The following is a 13,784-nucleotide window of genomic DNA, read 5'->3' as shown; positions in this document are numbered from 1 at the left end:
GCCTCGCGCCCTGTCGCAACGCCGAATTCGAGGAGATTTTTCATGGCCGTCGCCCTCAATACCCTGGTCGAGGAAGCCGAGCGCTACCTGAGCAGCGCGAAGATCCAGGACTACTGCCCCAACGGCCTGCAGGTCGAGGGCCGCCCCCAGGTCAGCCGCATCGTCAGCGGCGTGACCGCCAGCCAGGCGCTGCTGGACGCGGCGGTCGAGGCCGAGGCCGACCTGGTGCTGGTGCACCATGGCTACTTCTGGAAGGGCGAAAAACCGTGCATCACCGGGATCAAGCAGCGGCGCCTGAAGACCCTGCTCAAGCACGACATCAGCCTGCTGGCCTTCCACCTGCCGCTGGACGTGCACCCGGAAGTGGGCAACAACGTGCAACTGGCGCGCCAGCTGGACATCACCGTCGAGGGCCCGCTGGACCCGAACAATCCCAAGGTGGTCGGCCTGGTCGGTTCGCTGGCGGAACCTGTGTCGGCGCGGGATTTCGCCCGTCGGGTACGCGAGGCGCTGGGGCGCGAGCCGTTGGTCGTCGAGGGTGAGCAGATGATCCGTCGGGTTGGTTGGTGCACCGGCGGCGGGCAGGGCTACATCGACACCGCCATCGCCGCCGGGGTCGACCTGTTCATCAGTGGCGAGGCGTCCGAGCAGACCTTCCACAGTGCCCGCGAGAACGGCGTGAGCTTCATCGCCGCCGGGCACCACGCCACCGAACGCTATGGCGTGCAGGCGCTGGGGGATTACCTGGCGCGGCGGTTCGCGGTCGAGCACCTGTTCATCGATTGCCCGAATCCGATCTGATCCACCGCAAGCGGCGGATACGCTTTCCTGTAGGAGCGGCCTTGTGTCGCGAAAGGGCTGCGCAGCAGCCCCAGGATTTCAGCGTTGATGCATAGATCGCCGGGGCTGCTTTGCAGCCCTTTCGCGACACAAGGCCGCTCCTACAGGGACCTCGCATGACCCAAACCCCCAGTCATATCGTTAGATTGTTTCGATCTAGGCAGCCTCCTAAATAGAATCAGGCGCTGTGATAAAGTGGCTCGCTCGAACACGGCCCGCAGGCCGTCCATAAGATCGTTTTTCGTGAGTAGCCATGGTCGACAATCTGACGCACTTGAAACAGCTGGAGGCGGAGAGCATCCACATCATCCGCGAGGTGGCCGCCGAGTTCGACAACCCGGTGATGCTGTACTCGATCGGCAAGGATTCCGCGGTCATGCTGCACCTGGCGCGCAAGGCGTTCTTCCCGGGCAAGCTGCCGTTCCCGGTGATGCACGTCGACACCCAGTGGAAGTTCCAGGAGATGTACCGCTTCCGCGACAAGATGGTCGAAGAGATGGGCCTGGAGCTGATCACCCACGTCAACCCCGAGGGTGTGGCGCAGGGCATCAACCCGTTCACCCATGGCAGCTCCAAGCACACCGACATCATGAAGACCCAGGGCCTGAAGCAGGCGCTGGACAAGCATGGCTTCGACGCCGCCTTCGGTGGCGCGCGCCGCGACGAAGAGAAGTCGCGGGCGAAAGAGCGTGTCTACTCGTTCCGTGACAGCAAGCACCGTTGGGACCCGAAGAACCAGCGCCCGGAGCTGTGGAACATCTACAACGGCAAGGTCAACAAGGGCGAGTCGATCCGCGTGTTCCCGCTGTCGAACTGGACCGAGCTGGACATCTGGCAGTACATCTACCTCGAAGGCATCCCGATCGTGCCGCTGTACTTCGCCGCCGAGCGCGAAGTGATCGAGAAGAACGGCACCCTGATCATGATCGACGACGAGCGCATCCTCGAGCACCTGAGCGACGAGGAGAAGGCGCGCATCGTCAAGAAGAAAGTGCGTTTCCGTACCCTGGGCTGCTACCCGCTGACGGGCGCGGTCGAGTCTGAAGCCGAGACCCTGACGGACATCATCCAGGAAATGCTCCTGACCCGAACGTCCGAGCGCCAGGGCCGTGTCATCGACCACGATGGCGCCGGTTCCATGGAAGACAAAAAACGCCAAGGCTACTTCTAATTTCAGGGTTTCCTCATGTCGCACCAATCCGATTTGATCAGCGAGGACATCCTCGCCTACCTGGCCCAGCACGAGCGTAAAGAACTGCTGCGCTTCCTGACCTGCGGTAACGTGGACGACGGCAAGAGCACCCTGATCGGGCGCCTGCTGCACGATTCGAAGATGATCTACGAGGATCACCTCGAGGCCATCACCCGCGACTCGAAAAAGTCCGGCACCACCGGCGAGGAAGTCGACCTGGCGCTGCTGGTGGACGGTCTTCAGGCCGAGCGCGAGCAGGGCATCACCATCGATGTCGCCTACCGCTACTTCTCCACCGCCAAGCGCAAGTTCATCATTGCCGACACCCCGGGCCACGAGCAGTACACCCGCAACATGGCCACCGGCGCGTCCACCTGCGACCTGGCGATCATCCTGGTCGATGCCCGCTACGGCGTGCAGACCCAGACCCGCCGGCACAGCTACATCGCCTCGTTGCTGGGCATCAAGCACATCGTCGTCGCGGTCAACAAGATGGACCTCAAGGGCTTCGACGAGCAGGTCTTCGAGTCGATCAAGGCCGACTACCTGAAGTTCGCCGAGGGCATCAACCTCAAGCCGAGCAGCCTGCACTTCGTGCCGATGTCGGCGCTCAAGGGCGACAACGTGGTCAACCGCAGCGAGCGTTCGCCGTGGTACACGGGCCCGGCGCTGATGGAGATCCTCGAGACCGTCGAGATCGCCGCCGACCGCAACGTCACCGACCTGCGTTTCCCGGTGCAGTACGTCAACCGTCCGAACCTGAACTTCCGTGGCTTCGCCGGCACCATCGCCGGTGGCGTGGTGCACAAGGGTGACGAGATCGTCGTGCTGCCGTCGGGCAAGAGCAGCCGGGTCAAGTCCATCGTCACCTACGAAGGCGAGCTGGAGAACGCCGGCCCCGGCCAGGCCGTGACCCTGACCATGGAAGACGAGATCGACATCTCCCGTGGCGACCTGCTGGTGCATGCCGACAATGTTCCGGCTGTGACCGACCAGTTCGACGCCATGCTGGTGTGGATGGCCGAGGAGCCGATGCTCCCGGGCAAGAAGTACGACATCAAGCGCGCCACCAGCTACGTGCCGGGCTCGATTGCCAGCATTACCCACAAGGTCGATGTGAATACCCTGGAGCAGGGCGCCGCCAGCGCGCTGCAGCTCAACGAGATCGGCCGGGTCAAGGTCGCGCTGGACAGCGCCATTGCCCTGGACGGCTACGAGAGCAACCGCACCACCGGCGCGTTCATCGTCATCGACCGCCTGACCAACGGCACCGTCGGCGCCGGCATGATCATCGCCCCGCCGGTACTGCCGCACGGCAGCACTGGCCAGCACGGCAAGCTGGCCCATGTGTCCACCGAGGAGCGTGCCCTGCGCTTCGGCCAGCAGCCGGCCACCGTGCTGTTCAGCGGCCTGTCCGGCGCTGGCAAGAGCACCCTGGCCTACGCCGTGGAGCGCAAGCTGTTCGACATGGGCCGTGCGGTCTACGTGCTCGATGGCCAGAACCTGCGCCACGACCTGAACAAGGGCCTGCCGCAGGACCGCGCCGGTCGCACCGAGAACTGGCGCCGCGCCGCCCATGTGGCGCGCCAGTTCAACGAAGCCGGCCTGCTGACCCTGGCCGCGTTCGTTGCCCCGGATGCCGAGGGCCGCGAGCAGGCCAGGGCGCTGATCGGCAAGGAGCGTCTGGTCACCGTCTACGTCCAGGCGTCGCCGCTGGTGTGCCGTGAGCGTGATCCGCAGGGGCTGTACGCGGCCGGTGGCGACAACATCCCGGGTGAGAGCTTCCCGTTCGACGTGCCGCTGGATGCGGACCTGGTGATCGACACCCAGTCGGTCAGTGTCGATGAAGGTGTGAAGCTGGTGCTGGATGTGCTGCGTCAGCGTGGCGCGATCTGAGTGTTCGCGTGATCTGAGAAACCCCGCTTCGGCGGGGTTTTTTGTTTGGATCGGGAGAGCTGGGGCTGCTGTGCAGCCCTTTCGCGGCACAAGGCCGCTCCTACAGGACTGCGCGGTCCCCTATAGGAGCGGCCTTGTGCCGCGAATGGGGCGCAGCGCGCCCCCGGCTTGCTAGATATGTTTCTCGGTAACGGGAATCACCCGCCGCTCCTTCACCGCTTTGTACGAAAAGCTCGAATAGATCTCCTTCACTCCCGGCAACCGCTGCAGCACCTCCCGGGTGAATTCGCCGAACGACTCCAGGTCCCGCGCCAGGATCTCCAGCAAAAAGTCATAGCGCCCGGAGATGTTGTGGCAGGCGACGATCTCGGGAATCTCCATCAGCCGCTGCTCGAACGCCAGGGCCATCTCCTTGGTATGCGAGTCCATCATGATGCTGACGAACGCGGTCACCCCGAAGCCCAGCGACTTGGGCGAAAGAATGGCCTGGTAGCCGGTGATGTAGCCGTTGTCCTCCAACAACTTCACCCGCCGCCAGCAGGGCGAAGTGGTCAGGGCGACCTGGTCGGCGAGTTCGGAAACGGTCAGGCGGGCGTTGTCCTGCAGGGCGGCGAGCAGGGCGCGGTCGGTACGGTCAAGAGCTGAAGGCATATCTTGCCCTCCTGGTTCTGTTTTTGTTGTTTTTCTTTCAAAACTTGCGCAATTGCGTGGGCAAGTTTGGAAAAAGCGCGGCAGCTTGGTGGCATAAGCTTATAACAAACCACAAGAGGCTGTTGCCATGCGCGACTCCAACAAGAACACCGGTTTCTCCACGCGGGCCATCCACCATGGCTATGACCCGCTGTCCCACGGCGGCGCCCTGGTGCCGCCGGTGTACCAGACCGCCACCTATGCCTTCCCCACCGTCGAGTACGGCGCCGCCTGCTTTGCAGGCGAAGAACCGGGGCATTTCTATAGCCGCATTTCCAATCCGACCCTGGCACTGCTCGAGCAGCGCATGGCCTCCCTGGAAGGGGGCGAGGCCGGGCTGGCGCTGGCCTCGGGCATGGGTGCCATCACCGCCACGCTATGGACCCTGCTACGCCCCGGTGACGAGCTGATCGTCGGCAGCACCCTGTACGGCTGCACCTTCGCCTACCTGCACCACGGCATCGGCGAGTTCGGCGTGAAGATCCGCCATGTTGACCTCAACGACATCCCGGCGCTGCGGGCCGCGATCACGCCGAAGACGCGGATGATCTATTTCGAAACCCCGGCCAACCCCAACATGCAGCTGGTGGATATCGCCGCGGTGGTCGATGCCGCCCGCGGCCACGACCTGAGCATCGTGGTCGACAACACCTACTGCACGCCCTACCTGCAACGCCCGCTGGAATTGGGCGTGGACCTGGTGGTGCATTCGGCCACCAAGTACCTGTCCGGGCATGGCGACATCACCGCCGGGCTGGTGGTCGGGCGCAAGGCGTTGGTCGACCGCATCCGCCTGGAAGGGCTCAAGGACATGACCGGCGCGGTCTTGTCGCCCCATGACGCGGCGCTGCTGATGCGCGGCCTCAAGACCCTGGCCCTGCGCATGGACCGCCACTGCGCCAATGCCCAGCAGGTGGCCGAGTTCCTCGCCGAACAATCACAGGTCGAGCTGCTGCACTACCCGGGCCTGCCATCCTTCCCGCAGTACGCGCTGGCCCAGCGGCAGATGCGCCTGCCGGGCGGCATGATCGCCTTCGAACTCAAGGGCGGGATCGAGGCCGGCCGTCGCTTCATGAACGCCATGCAGCTGTTCAGTCGCGCTGTGAGCCTGGGCGATGCCGAGTCGCTGGCCCAGCACCCGGCGAGCATGACCCACTCCAGCTATACCCAGCAGGAGCGTGCCGAGCATGGCATCTCGGAAGGGCTGGTGCGCCTGTCGGTGGGGCTGGAAGACATCGACGACCTGCTTGCCGACATTGCCCAGGCCCTGAGGGCCTGCGCCTGAACCGCCACGGACGAGGCCTGCGCGATGGTAGCGATGATGAACCCGAACGAGCCGTTGACGGCCCTGGAAGCCGCCCTGGACAGTGACCCCGGGGAAACCGCCGAGTGGTGCGAGGCCCTGTCCTCGACCCTGGCCCACTGCGGCCCGGCACGGGCGCGCTACCTGCTGCAGCGCCTGCAGGCTCATGCCCTGGAGCTGGGCCTGGAGCGTGAGGCCCAGGCCTTCTCGGCCTACCGCAACACCTTGCCGGTGGAGCAGCAGGGCAACTATCCGGGCGACCTGGAACTGGACGAGCGAATCACCGGCATCCTGCGCTGGAACGCCCTGGCCATGGTGGTGCGGGCCAACCATGCCTACGGCGAGCTGGGCGGGCATATCGCCAGCTATGCCTCGGCGGCGGAAATCTTCGAGGTCGGTTTCCAGCATTTCTTCCGGGGCGAGGGCGGCGACGCGCAGCGCAGTGGCGATCTGGTGTTCTTCCAGCCGCACTCGGCGCCGGGCATTTATGCCCGCGCCTTCCTCGAGGGGCGCCTGAGCGAGGCGCAACTGGCCAACTACCGCCAGGAGGTCGCCGGCAACGGCCTGTGCTCCTATCCTCATCCCTGGCTGATGCCCGATTTCTGGCAGTTTCCCACCGGCTCCATGGGCATCGGCCCGCTCAATGCCATCTACCAGGCCCGGTTCATGCGCTACCTCCAGCACCGCGGCCTGCTCGACACCTCGACGCGGCATGTGTGGGGCGTGTTCGGCGATGGCGAGATGGACGAGCCGGAATCGATCGCCGGCCTGACCCTGGCGGCCCGCGAAGGCCTGGACAACCTGACCTTCATCGTTAACTGCAACCTGCAGCGCCTGGACGGCCCGGTGCGTGGCAACGGCCAGATCATCCAGGAGCTTGAAGCGCTGTTCAGCGGCGCCGGCTGGAACGTGATCAAGGTGCTCTGGGGCTCGGAGTGGGACGCGCTGTTCGCCCGGGATCATGAGCATGCGCTGCTGCGCCAGCTGGCGGCGACACCCGACGGGCAGTTCCAGACCCTCGGCGCCAAGGACGGCAGCTACAACCTCGAGCACTTCTTCAAGCAGAACCCGGCCTTGCAGCGCCTGGTGGCGCACATGAGCGCCGACGAGATTAACGCCCTCAAGCGTGGTGGCCACGATTTTCGCAAGCTGCATGCTGCCTATGCCGCGGCCAAGGCCTGCAAGGGCCGGCCGACGGTGATCCTGGCCAAGACCAAGAAAGGCTACGGCATGAGCAGTGCCGGTGAGTCGCGGATGACCGCGCACCAGGCCAAGAAGCTCGATGTGCAGGCGCTGCTGGCCTTCCGCGACCGCTTCCACCTGCCGCTGTCGGACGAGGACGTGGAGCAGCTGCGCTTCTACCGTCCGGCTGCCGACAGCCCGGAGATGATCTACTTGCGCCAGCGCCGCGAGGCACTGGGCGGGCCGCTGCCGGTGCGGCGCAGCGACTGCGCCGGCCTGCCCGTGCCGGACCTGGACAGCTTCGCCGGCTTCGCCCTGCGCGCCGAGGACAAGGAAATGTCCACCACTATGGCCGCCGTGCGCCTGCTCGGCAACTGGCTCAAGGTGCCGGGGCTGGGGCCGCGGGTGGTGCCGATCGTCGCCGACGAAGCGCGGACCTTCGGAATGGCCAGCCTGTTCCGCCAGATCGGCATCTACTCGCCCCAGGGGCAACGCTACGAGCCGGAGGACGCCGGCTCGCTGCTGGTCTACAAGGAAGCGCGCGACGGCCAGTTGCTGGAGGAGGGCATCACCGAGGCCGGGGCGATCTCTTCCTGGATCGCGGCGGCGACCGCCTACGCGGTGCATGGCGAGGCGATGTTGCCGGTGTATATCTATTACTCGATGTTCGGCTTCCAGCGGGTCGGCGACCTGATCTGGGCCGCCGCCGACCAGCGCGCCCGCGGCCTGTTGCTCGGCGCCACCGCGGGGCGTACCACGCTGGGTGGCGAGGGGCTGCAGCACCAGGACGGCTCGAGCCTGGTCATGGCCGCCATGGTGCCCAACTGTCGCGCCTGGGACCCGTGCTTTGCCGGCGAGCTGTCGGTTATCCTCGACCATGCCGCACGGCGCATGCTGGTGGAGCAGCGGGACGAGTTCCACTACGTGGCGGTGATGAATGAAAACTATTCGCAGCCGTCCTTGCCCGAGGACGTGCACGAGGATGTGTTGCGAGGGATGTACCGGTTTGCCCGGCATGCGTCGGCGGCACCTCGTGGCCAGGTGCGCTTGTTGGGCTCGGGCACCATCCTGCGCGAGGTGATCGCCGCCGGCGAGTTGCTGGCCAGTGATTGGCAGATCGACAGCGAAGTGTTCAGCGTTACCAGCTTCAGCGAGCTGGCGCGTGGGGCAAGGGATGCGCAGCGCCTGGCGATGGCCGGGGAACAGGGGGATTGCCACGTGCGTCGTTGCCTGCCTGGTGATGCCCCGGTGATTGCGGCCAGCGACTATGTGCGTGCCTGGCCGCAGCTGATTGCCGAGTATGTGCAGGCGCCCTACATCACCCTGGGCACCGATGGGTTCGGGCGCAGCGATACGCGTCAGCAACTGCGGCGGTTCTTTGAGGTGGATCGGCATGCGGTGGTGCTGGCGGCGTTGTACGGGCTGGTGTGCCAGGGCGTGTTGCCGGCGGATGTGCTGGGGGAGGCGAGGGCGCGGTATGGGATTGGCGAGGAGGGGGCGGCCTGGTATCGGTGAGGTGATCTGGGCTGGCCCTGTCGCGGGGCAAGCCCGCTCCCACGGAGTGATATGTCTGGTAGATCACGCTCACAAAAAAGGCCTCTTTCGAGGCCTTCTTCATGTCATCGACTCAACGCTTGAGCCCGTAGCTCTCGTCGAGCATGCCCGGCGAGTTCGGGGCCTTGGGTGCGTAGTCGCGTGGTACCTCGGCGGTGTCCTTCGGCGGCGTCAGGCGATCACGCGGGCCTTGCGCGGCTTCCGAGTGCAGCGCGGCCAGCAGGCGCTGACGGGTCAGCTCGTCCAGGGCCAGGCGGTTGGCGCCGTCGGCCAGGTGGTCCTGGACGTCCTGGTAGCTCTGGGTCAGTTTCTTGACCAGCGAGGCGGTGCTGTTGAAGTGGGTCACCACTTCATTCTGGTAATTGTCGAAGCGCTGCTGGATGTCATCCAGCTGGCGTTGGGTGTTGCTCGGTGCCGCGTTGGGCAGCAGGCGGGCCAGCGCGAAACCGACGACGACGCCGACAACCAGGGCCAGGGTCGGCAGCAACCAAACAAGGAGCGAGTGTTCCACGAGTCCTTCCTCTATAAACGGCTTTGCTTTACGTTAACGGCTCAGACCTGCGCTGTATACCGCGAGCGATCGCAAATCAGAACAGATTTCCTCAGCTAGACGAGTCGACCCTCCTCGAGGTCACGGAGTAGTGCCTTGCTTATCCGCGAAACACCCTTGTTCATCGATGGCCCGTGCGGCCAGCTGGAAGCCTTGTACCTGGACGTGGCCGACGCCCGTGGCGCGGTGCTGATCTGCCACCCCAACCCGGTCCAGGGCGGCACCATGCTCAACAAGGTGGTGTCGACCCTGCAACGCACCGCCCGCGACGCCGGCTACGTCACCCTGCGCTTCAACTATCGCGGTGTCGGCCAGAGCGCCGGCAGCCACGACATGGGCGCCGGTGAGGTGGCCGACGCCGAAGCCGCCGCCGCCTGGCTGCGCGCGCAGCATCCCGAGCTGCCGTTGGTGCTGATGGGCTTCTCTTTCGGAGGTTTCGTCGCCGCCAGCCTGGCCGGGCGCCTGGAGTCCGGGGGCGTGGCCCTGCAGCACCTGTTCATGATTGCCCCGGCGGTGATGCGCCTGAGCGAGCAGTTCCCGTTGCCCGAGCGCGTCGCCCTCACGGTGGTACAGCCGGACACCGACGAGGTGGTCGATCCGCAGCTGGTCTACGACTGGTCGAATGACCTGTCGCGCCCCCATGAGCTGCTGAAAGTGGCAGAATGCGGACACTTCTTCCATGGCAAGCTGACCGATCTGAAGGATCTGCTGCTGCCGCGCCTTTCGAACTGAGCCAAGCCTGAATAAGCGAACACCCATGACCACGCGCATCCTCACCGGTATCACCACCACCGGCACCCCGCACCTGGGCAACTACGCCGGCGCCATCCGCCCGGCCATCCTCGCCAGCCAGCAGCCTGGCGTCGACTCGTTCTACTTCCTGGCCGACTACCACGCCCTGATCAAGTGCGACGACCCGCAGCGCATCCAGCGCTCGCGCCTGGAAATCGCCGCCACTTGGCTGGCCGGTGGCCTGGATCCGGACAAGGTGACCTTCTACCGTCAGTCGGACATCCCCGAGATCCCCGAGCTGACCTGGCTGCTGACCTGCGTCGCCGCCAAGGGCCTGCTCAACCGCGCCCACGCCTACAAGGCCTCGGTGGACAAGAACGTCGAGGCCGGCGAAGACCCGGACGCCGGCGTCACCATGGGCCTGTTCAGCTACCCGGTGCTGATGGCCGCCGACATCCTGATGTTCAACGCCAACAAGGTGCCGGTCGGCCGCGACCAGATCCAGCACGTGGAAATGGCCCGTGACATCGGCCAGCGCTTCAACCACCTGTTCGGCCAGGGCAAGGACTTCTTCGCCCTGCCGGAGGCGGTGATCGAGGAGAGTGTCGCCACCCTGCCGGGCCTGGACGGTCGCAAGATGTCCAAGAGCTACGACAACACCATCCCGCTGTTCACCAGCGCCAAGGACATGAAGGACGCCATCTCGCGCATCGTCACCGACTCCAAGGCGCCGGGCGAGGCCAAGGATCCGGACAATGCGCACCTGTTCACCCTGTTCCAGGCCTTCTCCACGCCGGCGCAATGCGCCGAATTCCGCGAAGAGCTGGTGCAGGGCCTGGGCTGGGGCGAGGCCAAGCAGCGCCTGTTCCAGCTGCTCGACGGCCAGCTGGCCGAAAAGCGCGAGCACTATCACCAGCTGATCTCGCGCCCGTCGGACCTGGAGGACATTCTCCTCGCTGGCGCCGCCAAGGCCCGCAAGACCGCTACGCCGTTCCTCGAGCAGCTGCGTGAAGCGGTTGGTCTGCGTTCGTTCCGCACGGTGGTCCAGGCAAATGCCGAAGTGAAGAAAAAGGCCGCGAAGACCGCCCGCTTCGTCAGTTTCCGCGATGAAGACGGCAGCTTCCGCTTCCGCCTGCTGGCCGCCGATGGCGAGCAACTGCTGCTGTCGCGCAGCTTCGCCGATGGCAAGAGCGCCGGTGCGGTGAGCAAACAACTGCAGCAAGGTTGCGAGGCCGATGTGCGGGTCGAGGGCTTGAGCTTCAGCTTGTGGCTGGAGGGCGAGCAGGTTGCCGATGGGCCGCAGTTCGACAATGCCGAGGCCCGTGACGCAGCCATCGTGAGCTTGCGCGAGGCCCTGGCGCCACAGCAGGACTGATATGCCTACCCTGTAGGAGCGGCCTTGTGCCGCGAAAGGGGCGCGAAGCGGCCCCGAGATCTCTGGTTCATGCAGAACTGCTGGGGCCGCTTTGCGGCCCTTTCGCGGCACAAGGCCGCTCCTACAGGTGCAGGTAATGAGGCAAGTGGTCGCATGTATCATTGCCATCAGGCGGGCCGGTCGCTACAGTGACGGCCCGTTTTTTGTTGCCTCGCTAACGAAATCATGACGCCCCTAGAACGATATCAAGCAGATCTGAAACGTCCCGACTTCTTCCATGACGCGGCGCAGGAAACTGCGGTGCGTCACCTGCAGCGCCTGTACGACGACCTGGTGCGCGCGCAGAACAACAAGCCGGGCATGTTCGGCAAGCTGTTCGGCAAGAAGGAGCAGACGCCGGTCAAGGGCCTGTATTTCTGGGGTGGGGTAGGGCGAGGCAAGACCTACCTGGTCGACACCTTCTATGAAGCACTGCCGTTCAAGCAGAAGATGCGCACGCACTTCCACCGCTTCATGAAGCGCGTCCACGAGGAGATGAAGACCCTCAAGGGCGAGAAGAACCCGCTGACCATCATCGCCAAGCGCTTCAGCGAAGAGGCCAAGGTGATCTGCTTCGACGAGTTCTTCGTCTCCGACATTACCGATGCGATGATCCTCGGCACCCTGATGGAAGAGCTGTTCAAGAACGGCGTGTCGCTAGTGGCCACCTCCAACATCGTCCCTGACGGCCTGTACAAGGACGGCCTGCAGCGCGCGCGCTTCCTGCCGGCCATCGCCATGATCAAGCAGTACACCGACGTGGTGAACGTCGACAGCGGCGTCGACTACCGCCTGCGTCACCTGGAGCAGGCTGAGCTGTACCACTTCCCGCTCGACGCCGCAGCCCATGAGAGCCTGCGGGCGAGCTTCAAGGCACTGACCCCGGAGTGCACCCAGGCCGTCGAGAACGACGTGCTGATGATCGAAAATCGCGAGATCCACGCCCTGCGCACCTGCGACGATGTCGCCTGGTTCGACTTCCGCGCCCTGTGCGACGGGCCGCGCAGCCAGAACGACTACATCGAATTGGGCAAGATCTTCCACGCCGTGCTGCTGAGCAACGTCGAGCAGATGGGCGTGACCACCGACGACATCGCCCGGCGCTTTATCAACATGGTCGATGAGTTCTACGACCGTAACGTGAAGCTGATCATCTCGGCCGAGGTGGAGCTCAAGGACCTGTATACCGGCGGACGCCTGAGCTTCGAGTTCCAGCGGACCCTTAGCCGGTTGCTGGAGATGCAGTCCCACGAGTTCCTGTCGCGGGCGCACAAGCCGTAAGAATCTGGGGCCGCTTTGCGGCCCTATCGCGACACAAGGCCGCTCCTACAGGGATCGCGTGACTCCTGTAGGAGCGGCCTTGTGTCGCGATAGGGCTGCAAAGCAGCCCCGGCGATTTTCAGGCTTCCTGCATGAACTGCTGCCGATACTGGTTCGGCGACAGCTCGGTATGCTGGCGGAACAACCGAGCGAAGAAGCTCGCGTCGTCGTACCCCACCTCGTAGCTGATGGTCTTGATGCTCTTGCGCGTGCTCGACAGCAGGCCCTTGGCCGTCTCGATCCGTAGCCGTTGCAGGTAGTGCAGGGGCTTGTCGCCGGTGGCGCTCTGGAAGCGGCGCATGAAGTTGCGGATGCTCATGCCGTGGTTGCGGGCCACGTCCTCGAAGCGGAACTTGTCGGCGAAGTGTTCCTCGAGCCAGTGCTGGATCTGCAGGATGATCAGGTCCTGGTGCAGCTTCTGGCCGCCGAAGCCCATGCGCCCCGGGGTGTAGCTACGCTGCACCTCGTAGAGGATGTCGCGGGCCACGGCACGGGCCACGTTGGCGCCGCAGAAACGCTCGATCAGGTAGATGTACAGGTCGCAGGCCGAGGTGGTGCCGCCGGCGCAGTACAGGTTGTCGGCGTCGGTCAGGTGCTTGTCCTGGTTCAGGCGGATCTTCGGGAAGCGCTCGGCGAAACTGGCGAAGAAGCGCCAGTAGGTGGTCGCCTCCTTGCCATCGAGCAGCCCGGATTCGGCCAGCCAGAACACGCCGCTGGCCTCGGCGCACAGCACCGCGCCCCGGGCATGCTGCTCGCGCAGCCAGGGCAGGACCTGGGGGTAGCGCTGCAGCAGGTTGTCGAAGTCGTCCCAGAAGGCCGGCAGGATGATCACGTCGGCGTCGTTCAGGCCGCTGTCGACCGGCAACTGCACGTTGCTGAAGCTGTCCACGGGCAAGCCGTCCGGGCTCACCAGGCCGATCTCGAACATCGGCTGCAGGCCCAGGCCCAGCTGCTTGCTGTAGCGCAGGCTGGCCAGGTGGAAGAAATCCTTGGCCTGCATCAGTGTCGAGGCGAACACTTTGTCCACGGCCAGGATGCTGACGCGCCGCAAGGACGCGGAGGGTTGGGTAAACATCATTGTCATTGTTCTTATAGGGTAGAGTGGTCAATC

General features: G+C 64.9%; 11 protein-coding genes. 8 read left to right on the top strand and 3 right to left on the bottom strand.

The features are described from left to right. The first annotated feature begins 42 nt into the window (after window positions 1-42). The 3 genes from V0R62_RS09795 to cysN all read left to right on the top strand — a co-directional run bounded on the left by V0R62_RS09795 (window position 43) and on the right by cysN (window position 3,928). Complete coding sequence (locus tag V0R62_RS09795; protein ID WP_330103581.1) at window positions 43-801, top strand: Nif3-like dinuclear metal center hexameric protein; 759 nt, start codon at window positions 43-45, stop codon at window positions 799-801. A gap of 292 nt (window positions 802-1,093) precedes the next feature. After that, the gene (gene cysD / locus V0R62_RS09790) at window positions 1,094-2,011 is read left to right on the top strand and encodes a sulfate adenylyltransferase subunit CysD (RefSeq protein WP_011535568.1); all 918 of its coding nucleotides are present in this window, start codon (window positions 1,094-1,096) and stop codon (window positions 2,009-2,011) included. A gap of 15 nt (window positions 2,012-2,026) precedes the next feature. Further along, window positions 2,027-3,928, top strand: a complete 1,902-nt coding sequence (cysN, locus tag V0R62_RS09785) for a sulfate adenylyltransferase subunit CysN (protein ID WP_330103580.1) — start codon at window positions 2,027-2,029, stop codon at window positions 3,926-3,928. 171 nt (window positions 3,929-4,099) lie between these two features. Here cysN and V0R62_RS09780 read toward each other — a convergent pair whose 3' ends face one another. Further along, window positions 4,100-4,579, bottom strand: a complete 480-nt coding sequence (locus tag V0R62_RS09780; RefSeq protein WP_186713238.1) for an Lrp/AsnC family transcriptional regulator — start codon at window positions 4,577-4,579, stop codon at window positions 4,100-4,102. Window positions 4,580-4,706: 127 nt separating this feature from the next. Between V0R62_RS09780 and V0R62_RS09775 the strand changes: the two genes are divergently transcribed. Then, a complete protein-coding gene (locus tag V0R62_RS09775) occupies window positions 4,707-5,903 on the top strand; it encodes a methionine gamma-lyase (protein WP_330103579.1) in 1,197 nt (398 codons plus the stop codon). A 24-nt stretch (window positions 5,904-5,927) separates the two neighbouring features. Beyond that, window positions 5,928-8,618 (top strand): alpha-ketoglutarate dehydrogenase, encoded by a 2,691-nt coding sequence (gene mdeB, locus V0R62_RS09770; RefSeq protein WP_330103578.1) that lies wholly within the window; start codon window positions 5,928-5,930, stop codon window positions 8,616-8,618. 112 nt (window positions 8,619-8,730) lie between these two features. On the opposite strand, the gene V0R62_RS09765 is transcribed toward mdeB, so the two are convergent. Then, window positions 8,731-9,168: a YhcB family protein gene (locus V0R62_RS09765; protein WP_028689766.1), complete on the bottom strand. Its 438-nt coding sequence runs from the start codon at window positions 9,166-9,168 to the stop codon at window positions 8,731-8,733. Between the two features lie 135 nt (window positions 9,169-9,303). Here V0R62_RS09765 and V0R62_RS09760 point away from each other — a divergent pair, with 135 nt between their 5' ends. From V0R62_RS09760 to zapE, 3 genes are all read left to right on the top strand, one after another. Then, the gene (locus V0R62_RS09760; RefSeq protein WP_330103577.1) at window positions 9,304-9,939 is read left to right on the top strand and encodes an alpha/beta hydrolase; all 636 of its coding nucleotides are present in this window, start codon (window positions 9,304-9,306) and stop codon (window positions 9,937-9,939) included. 25 nt (window positions 9,940-9,964) lie between these two features. Next, window positions 9,965-11,314, top strand: a complete 1,350-nt coding sequence (locus V0R62_RS09755) for a tryptophan--tRNA ligase (RefSeq protein WP_330103576.1) — start codon at window positions 9,965-9,967, stop codon at window positions 11,312-11,314. A 225-nt stretch (window positions 11,315-11,539) separates the two neighbouring features. After that, a complete protein-coding gene (gene zapE / locus V0R62_RS09750; protein WP_330103575.1) occupies window positions 11,540-12,634 on the top strand; it encodes a cell division protein ZapE in 1,095 nt (364 codons plus the stop codon). Window positions 12,635-12,752: 118 nt separating this feature from the next. Here the strand turns inward: zapE and V0R62_RS09745 are convergent, their stop codons facing one another. After that, window positions 12,753-13,649, bottom strand: coding sequence for a GlxA family transcriptional regulator (locus V0R62_RS09745; protein ID WP_167388431.1), 897 nt, complete (start codon window positions 13,647-13,649; stop codon window positions 12,753-12,755). Window positions 13,650-13,784 lie beyond the last annotated feature (135 nt).

It is taken from the genome of Pseudomonas carassii, from assembly GCF_036324045.1.
Taxonomy (GTDB): Bacteria; Pseudomonadota; Gammaproteobacteria; order Pseudomonadales; family Pseudomonadaceae; genus Aquipseudomonas; species Aquipseudomonas peradeniyensis.
The sequence above is the reverse complement of the archived record's forward strand: the minus strand, read 5'-3'. Positions and strand labels throughout refer to the sequence as shown.

Coding starts and splice junctions, on each gene's coding strand:
- V0R62_RS09795 (WP_330103581.1), top strand. CDS start 43: ATGGCCGTCGCCCTCAATACCCTGGTCGAGGAAGCCGAGCGCTACCTG.
- cysD (WP_011535568.1), top strand. CDS start 1,094: ATGGTCGACAATCTGACGCACTTGAAACAGCTGGAGGCGGAGAGCATC.
- cysN (WP_330103580.1), top strand. CDS start 2,027: ATGTCGCACCAATCCGATTTGATCAGCGAGGACATCCTCGCCTACCTG.
- V0R62_RS09780 (WP_186713238.1), bottom strand. CDS start 4,579: ATGCCTTCAGCTCTTGACCGTACCGACCGCGCCCTGCTCGCCGCCCTG.
- V0R62_RS09775 (WP_330103579.1), top strand. CDS start 4,707: ATGCGCGACTCCAACAAGAACACCGGTTTCTCCACGCGGGCCATCCAC.
- mdeB (WP_330103578.1), top strand. CDS start 5,928: ATGGTAGCGATGATGAACCCGAACGAGCCGTTGACGGCCCTGGAAGCC.
- V0R62_RS09755 (WP_330103576.1), top strand. CDS start 9,965: ATGACCACGCGCATCCTCACCGGTATCACCACCACCGGCACCCCGCAC.
- zapE (WP_330103575.1), top strand. CDS start 11,540: ATGACGCCCCTAGAACGATATCAAGCAGATCTGAAACGTCCCGACTTC.